This is a genomic window from Microbacterium aureliae (genome assembly GCF_054780155.1).
Window position 1 is genome coordinate 563,223 of sequence record NZ_BAAGWW010000002.1, and the last position, 22,002, is coordinate 585,224.

The 22,002-nt window shown below is 73.4% G+C and carries 19 protein-coding genes; 10 read left to right on the plus strand and 9 right to left on the minus strand.

Going from position 1 to position 22,002, the window contains the following annotated elements:
- Nucleotides 1-123: 123 nt before the first annotated feature.
- Entirely contained in the window at nucleotides 124-1,014 is an 891-nt protein-coding gene (locus ACYVF4_RS08800) for a LysR family transcriptional regulator (RefSeq protein ID WP_460721797.1), read from the minus strand.
- A gap of 122 nt (nucleotides 1,015-1,136) precedes the next feature.
- On the opposite strand from ACYVF4_RS08800, the gene ACYVF4_RS08805 reads away from it, so the two are divergent.
- From ACYVF4_RS08805 to rocD, 6 genes are all read left to right on the plus strand, one after another.
- Entirely contained in the window at nucleotides 1,137-4,790 is a 3,654-nt protein-coding gene (locus ACYVF4_RS08805) for a proline dehydrogenase family protein (RefSeq protein ID WP_460721799.1), read from the plus strand.
- A 177-nt stretch (nucleotides 4,791-4,967) separates the two neighbouring features.
- A complete protein-coding gene (locus tag ACYVF4_RS08810; protein WP_460721801.1) occupies nucleotides 4,968-5,402 on the plus strand; it encodes a hypothetical protein in 435 nt (144 codons plus the stop codon).
- Nucleotides 5,402-5,623 (plus strand): helix-turn-helix transcriptional regulator, encoded by a 222-nt coding sequence (locus ACYVF4_RS08815; RefSeq protein ID WP_460721803.1) that lies wholly within the window; start codon nucleotides 5,402-5,404, stop codon nucleotides 5,621-5,623. The genes ACYVF4_RS08810 and ACYVF4_RS08815 overlap by 1 nt, the downstream gene beginning before the upstream one ends.
- Entirely contained in the window at nucleotides 5,620-6,621 is a 1,002-nt protein-coding gene (locus ACYVF4_RS08820; protein WP_460721805.1) for an NAD(P)-dependent alcohol dehydrogenase, read from the plus strand. The genes ACYVF4_RS08815 and ACYVF4_RS08820 overlap by 4 nt, the downstream gene beginning before the upstream one ends.
- A 158-nt stretch (nucleotides 6,622-6,779) precedes the next feature.
- Complete coding sequence (gene ddaH, locus ACYVF4_RS08825; protein ID WP_460721807.1) at nucleotides 6,780-7,679, plus strand: dimethylargininase; 900 nt, start codon at nucleotides 6,780-6,782, stop codon at nucleotides 7,677-7,679.
- A gap of 11 nt (nucleotides 7,680-7,690) precedes the next feature.
- Nucleotides 7,691-8,920 (plus strand): ornithine--oxo-acid transaminase, encoded by a 1,230-nt coding sequence (gene rocD / locus ACYVF4_RS08830; RefSeq protein ID WP_460721809.1) that lies wholly within the window; start codon nucleotides 7,691-7,693, stop codon nucleotides 8,918-8,920.
- 44 nt (nucleotides 8,921-8,964) lie between these two features.
- Here rocD and ACYVF4_RS08835 read toward each other — a convergent pair whose 3' ends face one another.
- A complete protein-coding gene (locus ACYVF4_RS08835) occupies nucleotides 8,965-10,653 on the minus strand; it encodes a molybdopterin-dependent oxidoreductase (protein ID WP_460721811.1) in 1,689 nt (562 codons plus the stop codon).
- A gap of 144 nt (nucleotides 10,654-10,797) precedes the next feature.
- Here ACYVF4_RS08835 and ACYVF4_RS08840 point away from each other — a divergent pair, with 144 nt between their 5' ends.
- Genes ACYVF4_RS08840 through ACYVF4_RS08850 form a run of 3 tightly spaced genes read left to right on the plus strand, consistent with a single transcriptional unit; the run spans nucleotide 10,798 to nucleotide 14,305 of the window.
- On the plus strand, nucleotides 10,798-12,537 hold the full coding sequence (locus ACYVF4_RS08840; RefSeq protein WP_460721813.1) for a circularly permuted type 2 ATP-grasp protein: 1,740 nt from the start codon (nucleotides 10,798-10,800) through the stop codon (nucleotides 12,535-12,537).
- Nucleotides 12,531-13,463 carry an alpha-E domain-containing protein gene (locus tag ACYVF4_RS08845; protein ID WP_460721815.1) on the plus strand — a complete coding sequence of 311 codons (933 nt, stop codon included), beginning with the start codon at nucleotides 12,531-12,533 and terminating at the stop codon, nucleotides 13,461-13,463. Before ACYVF4_RS08840 ends, ACYVF4_RS08845 begins: the two co-directional genes overlap by 7 nt.
- Nucleotides 13,460-14,305: a transglutaminase family protein gene (locus ACYVF4_RS08850; protein WP_460721817.1), complete on the plus strand. Its 846-nt coding sequence runs from the start codon at nucleotides 13,460-13,462 to the stop codon at nucleotides 14,303-14,305. Before ACYVF4_RS08845 ends, ACYVF4_RS08850 begins: the two co-directional genes overlap by 4 nt.
- Nucleotides 14,306-14,541: 236 nt before the next feature.
- Here the strand turns inward: ACYVF4_RS08850 and ACYVF4_RS08855 are convergent, their stop codons facing one another.
- Together ACYVF4_RS08855 and ACYVF4_RS08860 are read right to left on the minus strand one after the other, a co-directional pair.
- Nucleotides 14,542-14,688: a hypothetical protein gene (locus ACYVF4_RS08855; RefSeq protein ID WP_460721819.1), complete on the minus strand. Its 147-nt coding sequence runs from the start codon at nucleotides 14,686-14,688 to the stop codon at nucleotides 14,542-14,544.
- Nucleotides 14,689-14,731: 43 nt separating this feature from the next.
- Nucleotides 14,732-15,727, minus strand: coding sequence for a serine hydrolase domain-containing protein (locus tag ACYVF4_RS08860; protein ID WP_460721821.1), 996 nt, complete (start codon nucleotides 15,725-15,727; stop codon nucleotides 14,732-14,734).
- A gap of 168 nt (nucleotides 15,728-15,895) precedes the next feature.
- On the opposite strand from ACYVF4_RS08860, the gene ACYVF4_RS08865 reads away from it, so the two are divergent.
- A complete protein-coding gene (locus tag ACYVF4_RS08865; RefSeq protein ID WP_460721823.1) occupies nucleotides 15,896-17,131 on the plus strand; it encodes an amidohydrolase in 1,236 nt (411 codons plus the stop codon).
- Nucleotides 17,132-17,144: 13 nt separating this feature from the next.
- Here the strand turns inward: ACYVF4_RS08865 and ACYVF4_RS08870 are convergent, their stop codons facing one another.
- Genes ACYVF4_RS08870 through ACYVF4_RS08890 form a run of 5 tightly spaced genes read right to left on the minus strand, consistent with a single transcriptional unit; the run spans nucleotide 17,145 to nucleotide 21,897 of the window.
- Entirely contained in the window at nucleotides 17,145-17,678 is a 534-nt protein-coding gene (locus ACYVF4_RS08870; RefSeq protein ID WP_460721825.1) for an NUDIX hydrolase, read from the minus strand.
- Nucleotides 17,679-17,731: 53 nt separating this feature from the next.
- Nucleotides 17,732-19,477 carry a hypothetical protein gene (locus ACYVF4_RS08875; protein ID WP_460721827.1) on the minus strand — a complete coding sequence of 582 codons (1,746 nt, stop codon included), beginning with the start codon at nucleotides 19,475-19,477 and terminating at the stop codon, nucleotides 17,732-17,734.
- 1 nt (nucleotide 19,478) lies between these two features.
- Entirely contained in the window at nucleotides 19,479-20,234 is a 756-nt protein-coding gene (locus tag ACYVF4_RS08880; protein ID WP_460721829.1) for an SDR family NAD(P)-dependent oxidoreductase, read from the minus strand.
- Nucleotides 20,235-20,242: 8 nt separating this feature from the next.
- Complete coding sequence (locus ACYVF4_RS08885; RefSeq protein ID WP_460721831.1) at nucleotides 20,243-21,106, minus strand: phosphogluconate dehydrogenase C-terminal domain-containing protein; 864 nt, start codon at nucleotides 21,104-21,106, stop codon at nucleotides 20,243-20,245.
- Nucleotides 21,103-21,897 (minus strand): sugar phosphate isomerase/epimerase family protein, encoded by a 795-nt coding sequence (locus tag ACYVF4_RS08890; protein ID WP_460721833.1) that lies wholly within the window; start codon nucleotides 21,895-21,897, stop codon nucleotides 21,103-21,105. The genes ACYVF4_RS08885 and ACYVF4_RS08890 overlap by 4 nt, the downstream gene beginning before the upstream one ends.
- Nucleotides 21,898-22,002: the final 105 nt, after the last annotated feature.

Consider the following 22,002-nt stretch of genomic DNA (forward strand, 5'->3'; position numbering starts at 1 on the left):
CCTCCTCACGAGGTGGCTCGAAATGGACGACGACGCGTCCGTGGAGGGTCCATCGTAAGCACGCAGCGCCGTGAAGTGAAATACCGGTTCGATGAGAAACCCCGAGACCACGGGGATCTCGCCTCACTGCGAACGTGCGGAGTCGAACGATTCCGCCAGCGCGGCGCGCACCGCACGGATGCCCGGGCGCCCGGCAGACGCCCGCCGCTGGGCGGTGAAGACCTCGCGGGACGGCTCGTCGGGCAGGTCGAGCAGCCGCACGGGGCGCCGCCCGCTGCTCCACACCAGGTCCGGCAGCAGGCCCACGGCGTGGCCGGCTGCGATCAGCCCCACGTGTGCTGTCAGGTCTGCCACCTCGAACCGCACATCCGGCTCGTACCCGGCGGCGCGGCACTGCTGCACCGCCCACTGCCGCGCGGCGGTGCCCTCGGGCTCGAGCACCCACGGGCGGTCCCGCAGATCGCGCAGGCCCGCGGCGCCGTCCCCGGGGCCGACGGCGAGGCGGATGGGGTCGCTGCCCAGGACGTCGCGGTCGAGGCCCGGCAGGTGCGCGCGGGTCTGCCCCGGGTACTGCTCGGCGACGGCGAGGTCGTAGCGGCGGGCGGCCAGCTCGAACAGGCCCTCCTCGGGCGGGGCCTCGGTCACCTCCACGCGAAGCGAGGGCTCGTGGGCGGACAGGCGCGAGAGCGCGCCGGGCAGCAGCCCCTGCACGGCGGTCTGCATCATCGCGACCCGCACCGGCGCGGCACCGGGCTGCAGGGACTCCAGCGCGCCCCGGATCGCCTCGTCCCGGTCGAGGGCGTCGGCGGCGTGCGCGGCGAGCAGCTCGCCGTGCTCGGTGAGCCGGACGCGGCGCCCGTCGGGCACGAGCAGCCGCACCCCGGCATCCTTCTCGAGCTGCGACAGCTGCTGCGAGATGGTGGAAGGACTGAACGAGAGGGCCTCGGCGACCGCCGTGAGGGTGCCGCGGAGGGCGAGTTCGTGCAGCAGGCGCAAGCGGCGGAGCTCGAGCACGGCGCCCTCCATCCTTCGGTGGGGCGGAAGAATCGGCCCTGGAACGATCGTAATCATCGACGTGTCGCGTGTCGTGCGCCGTGTCCCCCGGGTCTGCGGGGACCAGGGTGCACTCTGGAGGGGTGAGCCGCGAAGCCGCACCCCCACGTCCCGCCATCACCGGCGCGGAGGCCGCCCTCGGTGCCCGCGCGGTGGACCTCGCGGCCGAATGGATGCGGGCCGCCGCCCCGCCGCCCGCGTCGTCCGCAGGAGTGGGGGACCGACGGCGCGACGCTGCCGGGCTCGACTTCGCACGGGGTCTCGTCGACCACGTGCTGGTCACCGAGGGTCTGTCGACGGCGGCATCCGTCCTTCATCGCATGGTCCCGCTCGTGCCCGAATCCCTGCCCTGGTACGTCCGCCGCGGCGTCCAGGCGGGTGCGGCCGTGGCCCCGATCGCGCCCGTGCCGGTCGTGCTCGTCGCGCGGCGGGTGCTGCGCGGACTGCTCGGCCAGGTCGTCCTGGACGCCCGTCCCGACGCTCTCGGCCCCGCCCTCGAGTCGCTCCGCGCGACCGGCGAGGACCTCGACCTCGACCTGCGGGGCGGGGCCGTGCTCGGCGAGCACGAGGCCGCCCGCCGCCTCGACGGCATCCATGAGCTCGTCCGGCGCGCGGACGTCGACCGGGTCACGGTGCCGATGCCCGCGATCGCGGGCCCCCTCGCGCCCTGGGCGCTGGACGAGTCGGCCCACCGCGTGGCCGAGCGCCTGCTGCCTCTCTGTCTGTCCGCCGCCTCGGACGGCACCGCCCTCGTCCTGGATCCCGAGGGCCACCGCCACCTGGAGCTGACGCTCGCCGTCCTCCGGCGGATCCTCGACGATCCGCGGCTGTCGCAGCTCGACGCGGGCATCGCGCTGCCGACGTCGCTGCCCGACGCCCTGCCCGCCCTCGAAGACCTGACCGCCTGGGCGAAAGATCGGGTCGACGCCGGCGGCGCCCCGATCATCGTCCGGCTCGCCGCCGGATCCGACTTCGGCGCGGAACGGGCGGACGCAGCGCTGCAGGGCTGGCAGCACGCGCAGTACGACACGGCGCTGGACGCCGCCGCGAACCACCTGCGCTGCCTGCGGGAAGCGCTGGACCCGGAGCGGTCGGACGCCGTGCGCGTCACGGCGGCCGGAGGCGACCTGTTCGGCATCGCGTACGCCTGGCTCCTCGCGGGCGAGCGCGGCGTGCAGGATCGGCTCGAGATCGAGTTGCCCTTCGACGCGGACGACGCGCGGGCGGGGGCGGTGCGGGACGCCGTCGGACGCGTGCGACGGCACGTGCCGGTGGCGCAGCCCCAGGACCTCGACGCCGCGATCGCCGAAGCCGTCCGCGGACTCGGGGACGGCGCCGGAGGCGAAGGAGCGCCCGACGCCGACCCCGAGAGCCTCGCGCGACGGGCGCGGTTCCTCTCGGCGCTGCGCCGGTCGGCCGAGCCCGGCCTCGCCGCCGGCCCCCGTCGCACCTCGCGCCGCTCAGCGGCACCGGAATCCACCGCGGACGCGCCCTCAGTGGACGACGACAACCTCACGCGGGCCGTGCTCGGGATCGCCCGGCACGCGGCGCTGGACCCCGACGACACCATCCCCCTCGCCCCGGCGGCCGACGAGCAGCTGTTCGGCGGCCAGCCCTACGTCGAGACCGCGGTGTTCGCGCCGCGCGAGTCCGTGAGCCGGGCTCAGGGCGCGCCCGGCTTCGTGAACACGCCACCCTCCGACCCCACCGTGCCCGCCACCCGTGCGTGGGCGCGGGGGCTCCTCGAGAAAGTCGACGTCACCGCTGAGGACGAACCGGTCGCCACAGGGCGCGTGCGCGACGGCGCGGCGCTCGCGGGGCTCATCGCCAGGGTGAGGGATGCCGGTGCCCGCTGGGGCGCCGCTCCCGCCGCCGAGCGGGCCGAGGTGCTCCTGCAGGCCGCGCAGCTGCTCGAGTCGCGCCGGGGCACCCTCATCCAGGTCGCCGCGGCCGAGACCGGGACCCTTCTCGCCGACGCCGACCGAGAGGTCAGCGATGCCGTGGACGCGGCGAGGTACTGCGCCTCGACCGCGCGCGAGCTCGACGCCGTCAGCGGCGCGGTCTTCGTGCCGGCATCCGTCACCGTCGTCACCCCGCCGCCGGTCCGCGCCCTCGCGTCCGCCGCCGCCGGCGTCCTGGCGGCGCTCGCCGCCGGATCGGGCGTCGTCGTCACCCCCGCGCCGGCCGCCCGGCGGTGCGCCGCCGCGCTGGCCGAGGCGCTGTGGCGCGCGGGCGTCCCGCGCGACCTGCTCGTGCTGGCCGACCTCGACGAGAAGCTCGGACGGCGCCTGGTCTCGCATCCCGACGTCGACCGGGTCGTGCTCACCGGGACGTGGCAGTCCGCCGAGCTGTTCCGATCGTGGCGGGCCGACCTGCCGCTGCACGCGTCGACCGGGGGCACGAACGCCGTCGTCGTCGCTCCGTCCGCGGACCTCGACCTCGCGGCATCCGATCTCGTCAGAAGCGCGTTCGGCTACGCCGGCCAGCAGCCCGCGGCGGCGTCGCTGGCGATCCTCGTCGGACCTGTCGGACGCTCCCGGCGCTTCGCCCGGCAGCTCGTGGATGCCGTGCGCTCGCTGCGAGTGGGACTCCCCGACGATCCGCTCGCCGACGTGGGGCCGCTCGTCGAGCAGCCCGACGAGGCGCTGCGGTGGGCCCTGACGACGCTCGGCGAGGGCGAGCAGTGGCTCATCCGGCCGCGGCAGATCGACACGGCGGCGCGCTGGCAGGGGCGGCTGTGGTCGCCCGGGATCCGCACGGGCGTCCGCCCGGGGTCGCGCGCCCACCTCGAGGAGTTCCCGGTGCCGGTGCTCGGGATCATGCACGCTCCGTCGCTCCGCCACGCGATCGAGCTGCAGAACGCCACGGCGTACGGCCTCGCCGCGGGCCTGCACACGCGGGATCCCCAGGACCTGGCGGTGTGGCTCGACGAGGTGCAGGCGGGCAGCCTCTTCGTCAACCGCGACCTCACCGGCTCCGTCGTCCAGCGCCAGCCGGTCGGCGGGTGGAAGCGCTCCGCGGTGGGGCCCGGCGCGAAGTCGGGCGGCCCGAACCACCTCGTCGGCCTCGGCTCGTGGCGGGCGACGTCGGGCGGCGCCACGTCGGCGACGCTGCACCTGCGCGGCCTGGACTCGCGCATCACGGCGGTCATCGAGGCGGCGCAGCCCTCGCTCGGCTACGAGGCGTTCGACTGGCTGCGCCGCGGCGCGCTGTCGGACGCCCTGGCGTGGAACCGCGAGTTCGGCCAGGTCCGCGACGTGTCGCACCTCGGGATCGAGCGGAACCTGCTGCGCTACCGCCCCGCCGAGGCCGTCGCGGTCCGGGCCACCGGCGACGCGACGTGGCAGGCGCTCCTGCGCGTCGTCGTCGCGGCCATCCGGGCCGGCGCCCCGGTGAGCGTGAGCGCGCCGGTGGGGCTGCCCGCGCCGGTCCGCCGGGTCCTCGACGACAACGGCATCGGGGTGTTCGTCGAGTCCGACGGGCAGTGGATCCAGCGGATGCAGTCCGCCGAGGTGCGCCCGCCGCGCGCGCGGCTGGTCGGGGCCGCGGCATCCGTCCGTGCACTGCGCACCGCGCTCGCCGAGGGCCTGGGCGGCGACCCCGGTGTCGCCGTCTACGCCGACGAGGTCACCACCGCCGGCCGCCTCGAGCTGCTGCCGTTCCTGCGCGAGCAGTCGATCACCCTCACTGCCCACCGCTTCGGCGTGCCCGACCCCTGGAGCGAGCCCGTCATCTGAGCCGCGGGCGACGGCATCCGTCGTCGAGAAGCGCGCCGGCGCGCGACACTCGGCGGAGTCTCGCGCGCCGGGCTGCGCCTCGCGGTCGCCGGACCGGGTGTGTCAATAATTGTTGACACCACGGAGCCGGGGGCGTACGCTCGCGATGTCAAGTTTTCTAGACATCGGGAGGATGCCGTGGCCTACGAGGAGCGGAACGTCTGGGCGGGGCTGATCGTCTCGGTGATCGCCCTGGCGGTGTACACGTCGATCGTGCTGCCGCAGGCGCTCGGCGGCGACGTCACCCGCCTGGACTGGGTGCCGCTGATGCTCTGGACCATCGGGATCAGCATCGTCGCGGTGATCGCCCTGAACGTCGTGTGGGGGCTCGCTGCCCGGCGGCGCGACCCGGACGCCATGGGCGGCCAGGATCAGCGCGACCGTGACATCGCGCACATGTCCGGCCGGGTCGGCCAGTCGTTCCTGGTCCTCGCGGGCCTGGGCGTCATCGTGCTGTGCGCGGTCCGGGCGGACTGGTTCTGGATCGCCCACACGATGTACTACGGCTTCGCGCTGTCGGCGCTCGTCGGGGGGATCGCCGGGGTCATCGCCTACCGGCGGGGGCTCGGCTGATGGTCAAGCCCACGCGCGTCACCAACACCCTCCGCACCGTGCGCGAGGCGCACGGCATGACCCAGGCCGAGCTCGCCCGCCGCGTCGGCGTCACCCGGCAGACCCTCATCGCCATCGAGCAGGGCCGCTACTCGCCGACCCTCGAACTCGCCTTCCAGCTGTCCCGCGTCTTCGGCGTGGGCCTCGACGACCTCTTCCACTACCCGGAGACCGCATCATGACCACGTCCGACCTGCCGTCGATCATTCCCGCCACGATGACGTCCTGGCGCCAGCGCCGCTACGGCGGAGCGGACCAGGTCACGGCCCAGACCGTGCCGGTCCCCGCGCCGCGCCGGGGGGAGGTGCTCGTCCGGTTCGAGGCCGCCTCGATCAACTCCGGCGACGTCCACCTCATGCGCGGCGAACCCCGTCTCGTGCGGCTGTTCTTCGGGCTCCGCCGGCCGCGCGTCGCCGGCCGGGGGATGGACCTCGCCGGCACCGTCGTCGCGGTCGGGTCGGATGCCGGTCTCGCCGTGGGCGACCGCGTCGTGGGCGCGTGGCGAGAGACGCTCGCCGAGTACGTCGCCGTGCCGGCATCCCGTCTGTCGGTCATCCCGGAGGCCGTCGATTCCGCCACCGCCGCCTGCCTGCCCATCGCAGGCAACACCGCGTGGACGATCCTCGAGGCCTGCCGCGTCGCGGCGGGATCCCGCGTGCTCGTGGTGGGGGCGGGCGGCGGCGTCGGGACGCTGACCGTCCGGCTCGCGGCGGAGCGCGGCGCGGAGGTGTGGGCCACGTGCGGCGCCCGCGCCGAGCAGACCCTGCGGGGCCTGGGCGCGTCCCGCACGGCCGACTACCGCACGACGCCGCTGGCGAGCCTGCCGGCCGGCCACTTCGACGCGGTGGTCGACATCGCCGGCGAGCCACCGCTGGCGGTCCTGCGGGACCGGCTGCGCGCCGGCGGGTCCGTCGCGCTCGTCGGCGGCGACGGCGGACGGATCCTGGGGCCGCTGCCGCGCATCGCCCGCTCGGTGCTCGCCGGGCGGCGGGGCCGCCGGTTCCGCCCGCTCACGGCCGTGACGAAGACCGACGTCACCGCGCGGCTGCTCGACCTCGCCGCCGCCGGGGCTCTTGCCCCCGTCATCGAGCGGACGTTCCCGCTCGCCGAGGCCGGCGCCGCGCTCGCCCACGTCGAGGCGGGCCGCACTGTCGGCAAGGTCGTCGTAACCGCCGGCTGAGCCGTGCCGGACAGCGACCCGTCGGCGGGTCGTGCGACAATGGGACCGGCGTGCCCGTGTCGCTTCCCCTCGGCGCCGCAGCCCCCACGCGGGCGGTGAGCAGAGGGGCCGGCGGGCCCAGAGGACAGCGTCCGCCACCGTTGCCCTTCAGGAGCGAAATGTCCACGCAGAACACCACGGCGGATCGCCACATCACCGGCGAGCACCAGCTGCAGGCGGCGGCATCCGGCCGCGTGCAGCAGCACCGCTCGTACCTGATGTGCCGTCCCGAGCACTTCACGGTCAGCTACACCATCAACCCGTGGATGGAGCCGGCCAACCCGACCGACACCGCCAAGGCCGTCGCGCAGTGGCAGACGCTGTACGACACCTACATCGAGCTCGGTCACGACGTCCACCTCATCGACCCGATCCCGGGCCTTCCCGACATGGTCTACACCGCCAACGGCGGCTTCGTGATCGATGGGACGGCCTACGGCGCGAAGTTCCGCTACGCGGAGCGGATGCCCGAGGGCCCGGCGTTCATGGACTGGTTCCGCGAGGCGGGCTTCACCGTCGCCGAGCCGGTCGAGACCAACGAGGGCGAGGGCGACTTCCTGCTCGTCGGCGACACGATCCTCGCCGGCACCGGCTTCCGCTCCACGGACGACAGCCACCGCGAGCTGCGCGACGTGTTCGGCAAGGAGGTCGTGTCCCTCACGCTCGTCGACCCGCGGTTCTACCACCTCGACACCGCGATCTCGGTCCTCGACCCGGTCGAGGGCCCCGGCGGCGTCGAGCGGGCAAACATCGCCTACCTCGAGCACGCCTTCGACGAGCGCAGCCAGGCGATCCTCGCCGAGCGCTACCCCGACGCCATCCGCGTCGCGGACGCCGACGGCGCCGTCTTCGGCCTCAACTCCGCCAGCGACGGCTTGAACGTCATCATCTCGCCGCGGGCCACCGGCTTCGAGGCGCAGCTGCGCGAGCGCGGCTACAACCCGGTCCTGGTCGACCTGTCCGAACTCCTCCTGGGTGGCGGCGGCATCAAGTGCTGCACCCTGGAGCTGCGCCGCTGAAGGGACGCCCGATGACGCTGTCGCACACTCCCGCGCTCGACACCGGCACGGTGCGCATCATCGCCGCCGAAGAGTCCCACGTCGCGCACAACTACCATCCGCTGCCGATCGTCGTCGCCTCTGCCGAGGGGTCGTGGGTCACCGATGTCGAGGGCAAGCGCTACCTCGACCTGCTGTCGGCCTACTCCGCGCTGAACTTCGGCCACGGGCATCCGGCGCTGCTCGCAGCCGCACGCGAGCAGCTGGGCCGGGTCACCCTGACCAGCCGGGCGTTCCACAACGACCGCCTGGGTCCCTTCGCCACCGCGCTGGCCGCGCTGTGCGGCAAGGACCTCGTGCTGCCCATGAACACCGGCGCCGAGGCGGTCGAGACCGGCATCAAGGTCGCCCGCGCGTGGGGCTACCGCGTGAAGGGCATCGCGCCCGACACCGCCACGATCATCGTCGCGGGCGGCAACTTCCACGGCCGCACCACCACGATCGTCGGCTTCAGCGACGACCCGTCGGCGCGCGACGACTTCGGGCCGTACGCGCCCGGGTTCGTCTCGGTGGCGTACGGCGACGCGGCCGCGCTCGAGGCGGCGATCGACGAGCACACCGCCGCCGTCCTGATCGAGCCGATCCAGGGCGAAGCCGGCGTCGTCATGCCGCCGGCGGGCTACCTGCGCGCGGTGCGCGAGATCTGCACCGCGAACCGCGTGCTCATGATCGCCGACGAGATCCAGTCCGGGCTCGGCCGGGTCGGCACGACCTTCGCGTGCGATCGCGAGGACGTGGTGCCCGACGTCTACCTGCTCGGCAAGGCCCTGGGCGGCGGCATCCTGCCGCTGTCGGCCGTCGTCGCCGATCGGGACGTGCTGGGGGTCATCCGCCCCGGCGAGCACGGCTCGACCTTCGGCGGCAATCCGCTGGCGTCCGCCGTCGGGCTGAAGGTCGTCGAGCTGCTGGCCGGCGGCGAGATCCAGGCGCGCGCCGCCGCGCTCGGCGAGCACCTCGAGGCGCGACTGGCCGAGCTCGTCGGCCACGGTGTGACCGGCGTGCGCTCCGCGGGACTGTGGGCCGGGATCGACATCGACCCCGCCGTCGGAACGGGGCGCCAGGTCGCCGAGCGGCTGCTCGCGCGGGGCGTGCTCGTCAAGGACACGCACGGCCAGACCATCCGCATCGCCCCGCCGCTCGTCATCCGCGCGACGGAGCTGGACTGGGCGCTCGAGCAGCTGAAGGTCGTGCTCGCGGGCTGAGGGCGGACCACGTCGGCGCGAGGGCGTACGGGCTTCGGGCCGGCTCAGCGCACGTCGACGCGGATGCGGTGCAGGCCCTGCGCACCGTCCGGTGCGGGTGGTGCGGGGTCGGCCGTCTGCACCTCGCCGCGGGCGCTGACGGCGCGGCAGCGCACCTCGTGCGTGCCGGACTCGGCCGTCCAGGGCAGGCTCCACTGCACCCACGTGTCGTCCGAGATGGCCGGCGCGAGGGTCGCCGCCTGCCACGGCCCGTCGTCGATCTGCACCTCGACAGCCGCCACGCCGACGTGCGGGTGCCACGCGACTCCGGCGATCACGGTGTCGCCGGGGTCGAGCCGGCGCCCCCGCTGGGGCACGTCGATGCGGGACTGCAGCTTGATGGGGGCGCGCTCGGACCAGCCGCGGGTCGACCAGTACGCCTTCGCCCGGTCGAACCGCGTCACCTCCAGGTCGACGACCCACTTCGTCGCCGAGACGTAGCCGTACAGGCCCGGCACCACCATCCGCACCGGGAATCCATGCTCCAGCGGCAGCGGCTCGCCGTTCATGCCGACGGCGAGGATCGCCTCGCGGTCGTCGGTGAGCGCCTCGAGCGGGGTGGAGGCCGTGAACCCGTCGATGGACCGCGACAGCACCATGTCGGCATCCGTCGACGGCTCGGCACGGGCGAGGAGTTCCCGGATGGGGTGGCCGAGCCAGCGGGCGTTGCCGATCAGCAGGCCGCCGACCGTGTTCGACACGCACGCGAGGGTCGTGTGGCTCTCGCGGAGCGGCAGCGCCAGCAGTTCGTCCCACGTGAGGGTGATCTCGCGGGCGACCATGCCGTGGATCCGCAGACTCCAGTCGGCCGGGTCCACCTCGGGCACGATGAGGGCGGTGTCGATGCGATAGAACGACCCGTTCGGGGTCACGAGCGGAGCAAGGTCCGGGATGCCGAGCTCCGCCCCCTGCGGAATCGGCGGTGCGGGTGTCGCCGGCGGCGGCAGCCGCAGGGCGCTTCGGACCGCCTCGACGGCCGCTGCGCCCGTCCGGCGGGCGGTGGCCACGATCGTCATGAGGACACCGGCGACCACAGCGGCCCCCGACCAGGCGAAGAAGCCGCGGCGGTCGAGGCCCCCGCGCGGTCCGCCGGCCGCGGTGCCGCCGCGCGGTCCGCCGGCCGCGGCGCCGCCGTGTGCAGAACTCCACGGATCCGTGTCTGTTCGGGCCCCGGCCGGGGGTTCCGGGCCCTCCCCGGCGCGGATCCGTGGAGTTCCGGAGGGCCGGGGCGCCGGCCCCAGCCGGCTGGCCAGCCACCAGACCGCGACGGCACCCACCACTCCGGCGAGCACGGACGGCAGCCACGCGAGGACCTCGGCCCCGGGGCGCAGCGTCGCGACGACGGCGCCGACGAGACCGAAGGTCCCGATGACGACGGCGCCCCACGGCGGACGCCGGTGCTGCGCCACCCCCGCGCCCGCGGCGACGGCGAGCATCACGAGGGCGATGCCGACGAACAGCGCCACCTTGTCCGCGGTGCCGAACAGCTCGATCGCGAGGTCCTTGGCCCACGCGGGCGCGGCGTCGACAGCGGCTCCGCCGATCGCGGCGAACGGGCTCGCCGACGCGGGAACGAGCGCGGCGGCCAGCTCGCCGGCTCCGGCCGCGAGCACAGCGGCCGACGCGCCCGCGAGAGCCGCGGGCGCCAGCCGTGCCGGCGCCCCATCCCGCGCGCCCGTGCGGTGCCCTGCCACCCTTCGAGGGTACGACCGGGCGACACGCCCGGCTCCGTCACCGGTGGTCGATCCGGCCGCCGGGCAGGCGGCATCCGTCGTCGACGACTGCCGGGCCGACAATGGAAACACCTCGGCAACACGTGCGCGACTAGTCTCGTTCGCATGGGTGATCTCTTCGACGGCTACGGCTCCACCCTCGCGCCGCGCAAGACCCCGTCGGGTGTCCCGGCGTTCGACGAGATGTTCGGCGGCGGGGCGGATGCCGGTGGTGCACCGCCTTCGCGTGAGGCGTACCGCGAGCTGTACCAGGCTCTCGCGCAGATGACGCAGGAGGAGTTGCGCGGCCGCACCGACTCGCTCGCGAGCTCGTATCTCGCGCAGGGAGTGACGTTCGATTTCGCGGGTGAGGAGCGCCCGTTCCCGCTGGATGCGGTGCCCCGCATCATTCGGTACGACGAGTGGTCCCGTATCGAGGCGGGGGTCAAGCAGCGCGTGAAGGCGCTCGAGGCGTTCCTCGACGACGCGTACGGCCACCAGTACTGCGTGCGCGACGGGGTGCTGCCCGCCCGGCTGATCGCGAGCTCGCAGTACTACTACCGCCAGGCCGCCGGCATCCATTCGGCCAACGGCGTGCGGATCCAGGTGTCCGGGATCGACCTCATCCGCGACGAGCACGGCGAGATGCGCGTCCTCGAGGACAACGTGCGGGTGCCCTCGGGGGTCAGCTACGTCATCTCGAACCGGCGCGTGATGGCCCAGACGCTGCCCGAGCTGTTCGTGTCCATGCGCGTGCGCCCCGTCGGCGACTACCCGAACAAGCTGCTCGCGGCCCTGCGCGCGTCGGCGCCGGCCGGCATCGAAGACCCCAACGTCGTCGTCCTCACGCCCGGCGTCTATAATTCCGCGTACTTCGAGCACACGCTGCTGGCGCGCCTGATGGGCGTGGAGCTCGTCGAGGGGCGAGACCTGCTGTGCATCGGCGGCAAGGTGTTCATGCGCACGACCCGCGGACCCAAGCGCGTCGACGTCATCTACCGGCGCGTCGACGACGACTTCCTGGATCCGCTGCAGTTCCGCGCGGACTCGATGCTCGGCGCCCCGGGGCTCATGCTGGCCGCGCGGCTCGGCAACGTCACGATCGCCAACGCCGTGGGCAACGGCGTCGCCGACGACAAGCTCCTGTACACGTACGTCCCCGACCTCATCCGCTACTACCTCGCCGAGGAGCCCATCCTCAAGAACGTCGACACGTGGCGGCTCGAGGACCCGACCGCCCTCGAGGAGGTGCTGGACCGCCTCGACGAGCTCGTGGTCAAGCCCGTCGACGGCTCGGGCGGCAAGGGCCTCGTCGTGGGTCCGGACGCGTCCCGCGCGGAGCTCGACCAGCTGCGGACCCGCCTGCTCGCCGACCCGCGCGGCTGGATCGCGCAGCCGGTCGTGATGCTCTCGACCATCCCGACGCTCGTCGAGGACGGCATGCGTCCCCGGCACGCCGACCTGCGGCCCTTCGCGGTCAACGACGGCGACGACGTGTGGGTGCTGCCGGGTGGCCTCACCCGCGTGGCGCTGCCCGAGGGTCAGCTCGTGGTGAACTCCAGCCAGGGCGGCGGGTCGAAGGACACCTGGATCGTCGGGGGCTCCGCGCCGACGACCGTCGAGTACGGCCAGGGGCAGGGGATGGGCGGTCTCGTCGCCGAGCAGGCGGCGGTGACCTCGGCGATCCCGATCATCTACGACGCGCAGACCCAGCCGACGCACTCGCCGCAGGACGAGCCGCGCTCGTCCGCCGAGCAGCAGGAGCAGCAGCAGCAGACCCGCTCCGCAACGCCGCACCACCCGGACGCTGAGCGAGGAGCGAAGCGACGAGACGAAGCGCCGACCCGAAAGGACGGCTCATGCTGAGCCGCATTGCAGAGAGCCTGTTCTGGATCGGGCGCTACCTGGAGCGCGCGGACGGCACCGCCCGCATCCTCGACGTCCACCTGCAGCTGCTCCTCGAAGACCCGTGGATCGACGAGGACACCGCGTGCCGGTCCCTGCTGACCGTCATGGGGTCGATCCCCTCGGCGGACGCCGAGGCGGTGGGCCGTGAGGATGTCCTCCAGCGCCTGGCGGTGGACCGCGGCAACCCGTCGAGCATCGCGTATTCGCTCGGTGCTGCGCGTGAGAACGCCCGGCGGGCGCGCGAGATCGTCTCCACCGAGCTGTGGGAGACCCTCAACACCACCAACGCCCGCATGCCACGGCGCCTGCAGGTCGACAAGGTGCACAACTTCTTCCAGTGGGTGCGCGAGCGCACCGCGCTGTCGGTAGGCGTCGTGGATTCCTCGACGAGCCGCGACGAGGCGTGGCAGTTCTTCACGCTGGGTCGCTCGATCGAGCGCACCGACATGACGGCACGGATGCTGGCGACCCGATCGCTCACCGAGGTGTCGGGCCCGTCGTGGACCACCATCCTGCGCTCCTGCGGGGCGTACGAGGCGTACCTGCGGACCTACCGGGGGATGCCGAGCGCGCGGAACGCCGCGGAGTTCCTGCTGCTGGACCGGCTGTTCCCGCGCTCGATCATCTACTCGATCCAGAGCGCCGAGCAGTGCATGAGCGCGATCGATCCGCGCGCGGATCGCGTCGGCCACTCCAACACCGTGTTGCGGGCGCTCGGCCAGATCCGCAACGACCTGGAGTACAGCTCGCTCAGCGAGATCCTCGACGAGCTCCCCGAGCACATGTACCGCGTGCAGAAGGTGACTCGGGAGGCTTCCGAGGCCATCCGCGGCCGGTTCTTCCCGACGCAGGCCGAGCCGAGCTGGATCGGAGAGATCTCATGAAGCGACTGCGGATCGAGCACCAGACCGGCTTCTCGTACCAGGGCGACGTCACCGCGTCGTACAACGAGGCGCGGATGCTCCCCGGTTCGACCGAGAACCAGTTCGTGCTGAACTCCTCGCTCGACATCGAGCCGTCGACGTCGGTCAACCAGTACGTCGACTACTTCGGGACGCGGGTCGCCGCGTTCGACGTGCTGTCGGGGCACTCCTCGCTCATGATCACCGCGCGCTCGCTGGTCGAGGTGCGTCCGCGCCCGATCGAGCACGTCGAGTACTCGTGGGCCGACCTCGAGCGCGACGCGATCCTCGCGATCGACATCGTCGAGCAGCTGAGCCAGACCGTCCGGACGCGTCCCCACCCCGAGGTCGCCGACCTCGCCCGTCGCATCGCGGCCGAGCACCGGCATCCGGGCCGTGCCGCCCACGCGATCGCCGAGGCCGTCGGCGACGCGGTGGAGTACATGCACGGGATCACCGGTGTGCACTCGACCGCCGCCGAGGCGTGGCAGGAACGCAAGGGCGTCTGCCAGGACATCGCCCACATCACCCTCGGCGCGCTGCGCGAGGTGGGGATCCCCGCGCGCTACGTCTCGGGCTACCTGCACCCGAAGCCCGAGGCCGAGGTCGGCGAGCCCGTCACCGGCGAGTCGCACGCGTGGGTCGAATGGTTCGCGGGGGAGTGGCAGGGCTTCGATCCGACGAACAACATCGAGATCGGCGACCGGCACGTGCTCGTCGGCCGCGGCCGCGACTACAACGACGTGCCGCCGCTGCGCGGCGTGTACGCCGGACCCCACAAGTCCCACCTGCACGTGAAGGTGACGATCACCCGCGAGGCCTGACCCGCCCCGGCGGGTCCCGCCGTTCCCCGTCGCGCCCGCCCCTCTGCTGTCACGGATCACGTGATACGCACGAACACACCCGTTGTTTCCGGTACCTATCGGGTGATCTCGTACGTATCACGTGATCTGTGCGGATGCCGGGGGTGCGGGGGCGCGAGCGTGCGCGGCGCGCGGGGCGCGAGCTGCGGGGGCGCTGGGCGCGGGGGGGCCGCGCGCAGGTGCGCGGCGCGGGGGCTTCAGGCGGGAGGGGCCTCGGGGTCGAGGGTCTTCAGCGTGTCCTCTTCGACCGCGTTGTCCGCCTCGAGCTGGTCTTCGGTCGTCTCGTCTCCGCCCACCGGGGCGTCCTCGGGCATGGGCTGGTCCTCGGCGCGGCGTTTACTCATGCGCCAACGCTATGCGTCGGGGACCGCGGCCGGAACCCCCGGCTCACACGCCGCTGACGACCGCGTTGTCGAGCTCGTCGACGTCGACGTCCACGCGCTGAACCCGGTTGGTCAGCAGCACCCACGCGATGCCCGCCGACGGGTGCACCCAGAACTCGGTCCCCGGCCAACCGGAGTGGCCGTAGCAGTCCTGGTCGATGAGGCCCGGGGCGTTCGTGCGCAGGTTGAACGTGAAGCCCCAGTCCTGCCCCTGCTCGGCGGCGAGGGGATCCAGACGCGGGATGCCGCCGGTCAGCGGCCGCCGCATCATCCGCAGCGTCGCGGGGGTGACGACCGTGCGCTCCCCGCGGGTGCCGGTCCGAAGGAGCGCCGAACCGAGGGCGAGCAGGTCGGCGGCGCGACCGAGGACGCCGGCGCCGGGATGCCGGAGCGCGGCGAACCTCGCCATGTCGAGGCCGGCGGCCGCGGCATCCGGGATCTTATGGGGATCGGCGGCTTCGTCGAGGGTCAGCCCGTCTGCGCCGATCTCGGCCGCCCATTCGGCGAGGTCGTCCTCCCAGGTCCGTGCGGTCGCGCGGGCGGTCATCGCCGCGATCCCCTCGAACGCGACGGACGAGTACCGCGAGAACGCGCCCGCCGCGAAGTCGCGTCCGCTCGCCAGCAGCGCGGCCCGCAGCCCCTGCGGTGCGTCGAGCGCGGGCTCGGGGATGCCGGAGGTGTGGCTCACCAGATGGCGCAGCCGCACCGTGTCCTCGCGTCCGGCTCCGAAGTCGGGCAGGGCGTGGGTCAGCGGCGTGTCGGGGGTGAGCAGGCCCCGCTCGACGGCGCGGGCGGCGACCAGGCCCACGAGGGTCTTCGTGATCGAGAACAGCCGGTAGTGGTCGTCGACGCGTGCCCTGCGCTCGCCGGTCGCGCCGAACGCGTCGAGGGCAACGGTGCCGTCGGCCGTCGCGATCCCGACGACCGCGGTGGGCAGGCGCCCGTCGTCGACCGCGCGGCGGGCCCAGTCGAAGGCGGCGGAGAAGGATGAGGCGGACATGGGGCTCCGGGGGGTCAGTGCGCCGCCGCGGACGGCGGGCAGAGGTCGTACACGGTGGGGTGGCTGTTGAGCGGGCGATCTCGACGGCGATGTCGTCATCCGTCGCGATCACATTCTGCACGCGTCGGGACCGTGCGGCCCACCCGTGGGCCGACCTAGGGTGGAGGGATGGCTGACATCCTGGCGATCACCGGTGGCTACGTCGTTCCCGCGAGCGCGGACCCGATCGAGGACGGGACGGTGATCGTCGAGGAGGGTGTCATCCGTGGTGTCGGCGGACCCGACACCGTCGTCCCCGACGGCGCTCGCGTGGTGGACGCGGCGGGGCGATGGGTCCTGCCCGGCTTCGTCGAGGCGCACGGGCACCTCGGAGTCCACGAAGACGGCGAGGGCTGGTCCGGCGACGACACGAACGAGATGACCGACCCCAACGGTGCGCGGTTCCGGGCGCTCGACGGCATCGACATCGAAGAGGTCGGGTTCCGGGATGCGCTGCGCGGGGGCGTGACGACGGCGGTGATCAAGCCCGGCTCGGGCAATCCGATCGGCGGGCGGACCGTGGCGATCAAGACGTGGGGTGGACGCACCGTCGACGAGCAGGTACTCGCGCACGACGTCTCGGTGAAGTCGGCGCTCGGTGAGAACCCCAAGCGCGTCTACGGCGACAAGAAGCAGACGCCCTCGACCCGCCTGGGCGTCGCCGCCGTGCTGCGCGAGGCGTTCGTCGAGGCGCGCAACTACGCCGAGAAGCGGGCGGCGGCCACGACGAAGGGCGAGCCGTTCGACCGGCACCTCGGCCACGAGACCCTGGTCGCGGTGCTCGACGGCGACCTGGCGTGGGACCAGCACTGCCACCGGCACGACGACATCGCCACGGCGATCCGCCTCGCCGAGGAGTTCGGCTACCGGCTCGTGGTCAACCACGGCACCGAGGGCCACAAGATCGCCGACGTGCTGGCAGAGAAGGGCATTCCGGTGATCTTCGGGCCGCTGCTGACCTCGCGCTCCAAGGTCGAGCTGCGCGACCGCTCCATCGGCAACCTCGCGCTCATCGCCCAAGCGGGCGTCACGGTGGCGATCACCACCGACCACCCCGTCGTGCCGATCGACCAGCTGCGGCTGCAGGCGATCCTCGCCGTGCGCGAGGGGCTGCCCGCCAAGATCGCGCTAGAGGCGCTCACGGTCAACCCGGCGTCCATCCTGCGGCTGGACTCGCGCGTCGGTGCGCTCGAGAAGGGCCGGGATGCCGACATCGTGCTGTGGTCGGGTGACCCTCTGGCTGTGGAGTCCCGGGTCGAGCAGGTGTTCATCGGTGGCCGCGAGGTCGTCGAGCCCGGCGACGGCGGTCCGCCTCGGATCGTCGAGCGCTGGGAGCGGTTCGGCCGCTCCTCGTGGATGAGCTGAGCCCCGGCGCAGGCTACGCCCGCGCGAGCCGCGCGAGCCGCGCGAGCCGCGCCAGCCGCGGCCACAGCTGGGTGAGACGGGCGTCCCACGGTGCGGCCATGAGGCCGGCGCGCCAGCGACGCTCGGCCTCATCAAGGGTGACCCACTCCGCCTCAGCCACCTCGTCCGGGTCGATGCGCACCTCCGCCGACTCCAGGTCGCGGGCCACGTACAGGTCGAACAGGGCGGACGGCTCCGTGACGCGCCCCACGAGCGTCAGGGCCGACGGACGGACGAGGATGCCGGTCTCTTCGCGCAGCTCGCGCACGGCGCCGGCCGCGCTCTCCTCTCCCGCCAGCACGCTGCCGGCGGCGAACTCCCACGTGAGCGGATAGTCCTTCGTGGCCGCCCGGCGGGACATCAGGACGAGACCGTCGGCGCGGACCGCGCACGTCCCCACCACGACGTGGAAGCGGCCGACCGGGAAGTCCGGCGAGCCCCGTCGGTGGACACGGCCGATCCGGCGTCCCGACGCGTCCGTCAGGTCCCACAGCTCGGAATCCGTCATCGATCCAGGATGCCGCACCCCGGCGCCGTCGAGGCGGCCGCGTCGCAGGATGCTCAGAGTGCGATCCAGCCGCCGGCCGGCACCTCCGCCACCGCCTCGCGCGAGGGCGTCGCCACAGTGACGCGCCTCGTCCGACCGTCGAGGTTGGCCACCAGGACGCAGTCGGCGCCGACGTTGCGGGCGCCCACCGCCCACACCAGCCCGTCAGGGCTCTCGCCGCTGAGCAGCTCGCCGTCACCGATCGCGGCGAGCGCTTCTATCGCGGCGGCGACCGGCAGCGGCTCGCCGTCGGTCGTCCGGATGCCGCGAGGGCCCCACTCCTCGAAGTACGCCAGGGACGCGACCCCGGAGACGGCGAACGCGGCGGCGCTCGCGATCGTCCACGCCGCGAGCTCGGGCGACGCCTGCCGGGGATCGGCGGCGCCGGTGAACTCCGCCCCGTATCCCTCGGCGAGGTCGGTCCGGGTCGGAGCGGGCTGGACGGCGGTGGCCACATTGTTGAAGCGCGGGCGCAGGGACACCGGCCCCACGTGTACGGGAAGTCCGCCGGCGTACTCCACGGTCTGCCGGGCCACCAGTCGTTGCATCGCCACCGACTCCACCAGCTGCTCCGTGCCCAGCGCGTGGAAGAGCGGGGTGACCGTGGTCGTCAGCCCGTCCAGATCCGGTGGCAGCCGGTGACGCTCGCGATTGAGCTCGGTGAAGTGCGAGCGGGATCCGCCGACGACCGGCAGGTGAGCGAGCCCGGCCGCGGCGAGGGCCGCGCGCAGGGCCCCGGCGGCCGCCTCGTCCGTGACGTGCGCCGCGTCGCCGGCCGCCTGATACACCCCGACCCGCACGATGTCCCGGCCCCGCAGCGCCGCGACGGCAGCCGCCAGCGCGCCCCCGGCGTCCCCGCCGGCGCCCTCGCCCGCAGTGTCCACGACGAACCGCACGTCCAGCGGCAGCCCGGCTGCGCCGGCCCGGTCCAGTGCAGCCCGCCAGTTGGGCGTCGCGGGATCCAGCTCCACCAGGACCTCGGACCCCGGGGCCCGAACGGCCTCGAAAGCAGGAGCCGGCTCGGGCGCCGTCGCCGCGCCGAGTGCGATCGCCGGGAAGCGACCGCCGGGCGCGAGCTCGATGCGGTCGGGTGCGGCATCCGTGGCCGCCGGACCGGTGCGCCGGGCCCGCACCGTCACCGCCTGGCGCACCCGCTCGCCGGCGGCGATCGTGTAGGGGAAGGGTCGCGCGAGAGGGCGGTTGTACGTCTTGTACGAGGCGTCGGTCCAGTTGCGCTGGTCCTCCATCTCGAACACGTCGCCCGAGAAGTTCACGCCCACCTCGACGCCGTCGTGCTCCCACGCCAGGCCCGCGATGTCGAACACGGGCTGGTGCGGGCTGATGGCGTCCGGGAACGCCGTCCGCTCGCGGCGCCCGTGTGCGTGGGTGACGGCCAGCGGAGCGCCGGCCAGCCGCGGCGGGTGCAGCACGACGAGCCCGGTGCGGTTCGTGTCGAACGGATGCCGGGATTCCAGGTCGGTGAGGACCACGAGGGCGTCGGCGCGCACCTCGACACGCACGATGCCCGCGAAGCTCGACCCGTACTCCTCGGACCGCACGTGCAGGGTCAGCGTGACGTCGGTCTCGCGCACCCGGTCGACGAGGAGGGGCGCGGTGTTCCAGTCCCGGTCTCGCACCACCGCGCGGATGCTGCGCAGCACGCGGGTGCCGTCGAAGGCCAGGTCGGCGAACTCGTCGTCGCGCAGCTGCAGCGACCAGGGGCCGCTGACCCACGCGCGCGACGCCGAGTACCAGGACATGTCAGAGCGTCGTCATCCCGCCGTCGACGGCGAACAGCGCGCCGGTGGCGAAGTCGGCGTCGTCCGAGGCAAGGAAGACCATGACGCCCTCGACGTCCCGGGGCGTGCCGGCGCGACCCAGCGGGATGCGGCCGATGATCGCCGCGCGGGAATCCGGATCGCGGGTGATCGTCGTCACGAGCGAGGTTTCGGTGTACGCGGGCACGACCGTGTTCACCCGGATGCCGCGATCGGCATACGCGGCGGCGACCGTGCGGGCGAGGCCGTGGATGCCGGCCTTCGAGGCGCTGTAGGCGGTGAAGTCCCGGCCCTCGCCGTTCAGGCCCGTCGGCGAGCCGGTGAGGATGATCGACCCGCCGCCCGACGCGAGCATCGCCCGCACCGCGTGCTTGACGGTGAGGAACGTGCCGGTGAGGTTGATGTCGATCGTGCGGCGCCACACGTCGAGGTCGAGGTCGGCGGCCGGGGCGTCCTGCCCGAACAGCTGGACGCCGGCGTTGGCGACGACGACGTCGGGGCTCCAGTCGTCGGCGACGAGATCGGCGAAGCCGCTCTCGACCGACTGCTCGTCCGAGATGTCCATGACGGCGGCGCGCGCCGCCTCGCCGATCCCGGCGACGGCGCGCGCGGCGGCATCCGCGTCACGATCGGCGATGACGACGCGGGCGCCCTCGCGGGCGAAGCGCTCGGCCACCGCGAAGCCGATCCCCGTGGCCGCGCCGGTGACGAGCGCGGTCTTTCCTTCGAGCCTGGTCATTGTCCCTCTCAGCGCTCGATGTGGTCGAGGTGCAACATGCGGGCGAGGTTCTTGTCGAGCTCGTCGTCGCGGAAGATCTTCTTCCAGTCTTCCTTGATGATCGCCTCGCGGCCATAGTCCATCGCGATCAGGCACGCGTCGCTGAAGGGGTTGTCGCCGCGCAGGCCGTTCGCGAGCGCGACCTGAGTGTGGCCGTACAGGATGCTGCGCGCAGCCGCCTCGGGGACGCCCATGGTGTGCACGGCCTCGTGCAGCGCCTCGTTCAGGAGCGCCCCGATCATGCAGGCGACGGTCTCGACGAGGGTGGGCTCGAGCTGGGCGAGCTGCTTGATGGTCACCCAGTGGACGTCGATGACGGGCGCGTAGATGGCGCGGACGGTGGCCTCGACGATCGCCTGCTTGGCGGGGTCGTCGCTCTCGATCGCGGCGATGGCGTCCTGCGGTGCCGCGATCCCGCCGAAGGTGTCGGCCCATTCCTCGGGCGTCTTCCGCTGCAGGAAGATCGACGGGTGGCAGGGGTGGGCGACGGCCTGGATGACGTCCTCGCGAGTGGTGAGCAGGCCCGCGTACGCCGCGGCGGGGTCGAGCGTCAGGACGATCGCGCCCGCCTTCAGCTGCGGCACGAGGTCGGCGGTGACCGGACCGAGAGCGAGGTCGGGCACGGCGAGGACGACGATGTCCGCCTCGGCGACGGCGGTGGCGGCATCCGTCAGCTCTCGACCGGCGTCGATCGTGCGCTGCTGTCCAGCGGGCGAGTTCTCGACGTAGCGCACGGTGTGACCGGTCTTGACGAGGTTGTCGGACACGCGCATGCCCATCTTGCCGCCCGCGCCGACGACGGCGATCGTGTAGGTCTCGGTGGTGGGGGTCATGTCAGGCTCCTCAGGTAGTCGACGGTGGTGCGGGTCCACTCCCGCTCGGTTCGGACGGTGGTGTCGGGGTCGCCCTGCCAGGGCAGCCAGTGCTCGACGATCTCGTTGATGCCGCGCTCGCGCGGTCGGACGGTGTGGAGCAGGTGGCGGTAGTCGTGCAGGCCCTCGCCCATGCGTGCGCCGGAATACGTGAACCCGACCCAGCCGCGCTGGCGGTCGAAGGCGAAGTCCTTCACGTGCACGTCGGTCACGACGGATGCCGCCCGCTCGACGCACTCGCGGGGGTTCTCCAGCCGCGCCACGACGTTGGCGGGGTCGAGGCAGACGCCGAGGCGGTCGCTGCCGACGCGGTCGACGAGCGCGACGAGGTCGGAGGTGGCGACCTGCTCGTAGGTCTCGAGGGCGAGCGTCACCCCGGCCGCCTCGTAGGCGGGCAGGGCGTCCCGCAGCCACGCCTCGGCCTGGTCGAGCGGGGGCCGCGAGTGCGGCCCGTGGACCATGCTGCGCACGAGCGCCGCGTCGAAGACCCCGGCGAGCCGCAGCCAGCGCTCGAGATGAGCGGGCTCGACGCCCTTGGTGCCCAGCTCGATCGTCAGCCCCAGGTCGCGCGCGGCGTCCGCGGCGCGGCGCAGCTCGGCATCCGTCATCTCGTCGAGGGGGGCGTAGTCGCAGATCTGGAAGAGGTCCAAGTCCAGGTCGCGGGTCGCCGCGAAGGCGTCCTCGAGCGTCAGCGGCTCGGTGCCCCGGCCGGCGTGCTGCCAGAAGAACGCGTACGTCCCGAGCCCGATCATCGACGGGCCAGGGGTCCGAGGGGAGGTGGCGTGGGCATGCAGGGCTCCGGGGCATCGTCGGTCGGGGGTGGGCGCAGGTGCGCACGACCACGAGTATGACAAACC